Source organism: Paenibacillus sp. oral taxon 786 str. D14, from assembly GCF_000159955.1.
In the GTDB taxonomy this organism is placed as follows: domain Bacteria; phylum Bacillota; class Bacilli; order Paenibacillales; family Paenibacillaceae; genus Fontibacillus; species Fontibacillus phoenicis.
The window spans coordinates 74,533-76,485 of record NZ_GG695990.1 but is presented as its reverse complement, the minus strand read 5'-3'; the positions used below and the strand labels follow the sequence as shown (position 1 = coordinate 76,485).

Annotated in this window: 3 protein-coding genes; all 3 read right to left on the bottom strand. The window is 42.1% G+C overall.

The features are described 5' to 3' along the window. Window positions 1–78 precede the first annotated feature (78 nt). Window positions 79–822 (bottom strand): stalk domain-containing protein, encoded by a 744-nt coding sequence (locus POTG_RS19125; RefSeq protein ID WP_229520980.1) that lies wholly within the window; start codon window positions 820–822, stop codon window positions 79–81. 438 nt (window positions 823–1,260) lie between these two features. Beyond that, entirely contained in the window at window positions 1,261–1,470 is a 210-nt protein-coding gene (locus POTG_RS19120; protein WP_009226492.1) for a hypothetical protein, read from the bottom strand. 209 nt (window positions 1,471–1,679) lie between these two features. Beyond that, window positions 1,680–1,953: hypothetical protein (locus POTG_RS19115; RefSeq protein WP_232282358.1), on the bottom strand; the 274-nt coding region annotated here is incomplete at its 5' end.

Sequence of the window (1,953 nt, the reverse complement as noted above, 5' to 3'; positions counted from 1 at the left end):
AGCACACTAAAATGAGCCACGTCATCTAATGACGTGGCTCCAAATATGCCGGTTATTTATCCCGGATTACTGGATTGATTAATTTTCAACCCAACTCTCATCCCAAATAATGTAGCCTGCTCCTGCACTTGAAGTACTTCCAGATTCAAATACGACCGTAAATTTAGTTTCTCCGTTGGTCACAATTTCATTGGAAACGACCTTACCATCTTCAACTTTACCTGATGCAACAGATGAGCCTTTCGAATCTAAGATAGTGTAGTTCGCCTTTCGAATAAGATCATCTTCGTTATCCTTATAACCGATCAATACACCGATCCGCTTAGTTCCAGTTGGGACCGTAAATCCAAAATCCGTTTTTGCAACGTTCACGTCGGTTACCACGAACGCCTCATTATATTGCGTTTCTCCGAACAACAATTCCTCTTTATTCCGTGTGACACCGCTGTTTGCGTAATTCTTAATATGTTTCACCGTTTGATCACTGAATGCTCTTCTTTGCCCAGGTTCAGACGGGGTACTTTCCTTATTGTTGGTAGTTGTGATGGCTATCTGCTGCTTAACTGGATCAAATGTTACTTCAGCTCCAGTTGCTTCAGCGACAGCTCGCAAAGGTACATAAGTTGTCCCTTGATAGCTGATTGGTACGGCCTTATTCCCGTTGGCATCTTTGGGTGTCCATGCAGATCCGTCAAGAAGGAACGTAATACCATGATTCAAACTGGCCTGAATTCGTTCCAGCGTACTCGCCGCCGAAGCCCCGGCTGAAAAAGATAGCACAACCACACCGACTATTCCGACAGAAAACAACCATTTCTTCATAGAAATCCACCATCCTTCTCTAAAGTATATATTATGTATTTCATATAATATGATATTATTTTTCCCAAAATAATACAATATATCAATTATCGACCTATTTCGAGAGAGGAGCGCTTTTTTGTCACTTACTTCTGAATTTGAGCCAGATCCTCCAATACTAGGATGATTTGCGCGAATGCGTTGCTACCATTAGGCAGCGCTTAATCTCACAAGATCCTTCTCCTGGATAGAATGTGTTATTAATGCAATAACAGACCTTGAAATTAGGGGCTGATAGGACCAGGGAGGGGATTCTCCATATCTGCTTGAAGCATCATGCCTACTCAGCGCCCCCCGTTTCTCCCCCCTTAGTGCCCTCAGCCCATTCGCCAAAAGTGACACCCACCACAACCGGCGCTTCAAAGACTGTTAAAAGTGCGCACGCGTATGCCCTGAGTTTTAAGGATCATCCTCCTCAACTTCAATCTCTTCCCATGTATAACTCACATTCTCTTTGATCCATTTTTGCACAGCTTCATCCAACGACGTTTTGACTTCTGTTTCTGTTGAGTTTGAGGCTTCCCATGATATTTGCAGATCAACATCGTATGTATCCTCATCTAGCTCACCAAAGATAAATTGAATACGCACATCTTTTGTGATTATCATCCATCGTCTCCTTTTAGCAACTTGGCCCCTGAAATCCATGGTCACTGTAATTTATATAGATTAAGAAAGAAGACCACCCGCCGAAGTCAGGAAACCCTTGATACACAAGGATTTTTCAGCATTTTGGGGTGTCACCTTTTCGTGACACATGTGTCTCCTTTTGGTGACACCCCCTACTCACAAAAAGCCTGCTTTTTGAATGATAATTATTAGATCTCCTTACCTTTTTGCATTTCCAAAAATTTTTTCCTCTTAACCAACTTCCCATATTGTCCATGCGGATCAACAACGGCTTTGATCGGCAATTTCACTCCAGCCTTTTCCAAAACATTGTAATGAATCATCAACTGGACAATCCCGCTTTGAAGTTTATTTTTGTCTCCACAGCATATAATCTCTGGATTCAAGAAAAATGGCCGCCTTGTGACATGGCGACCGTGAATTTTAAGTTCATGAACATTGGTAAACTCAAACATAATCCCC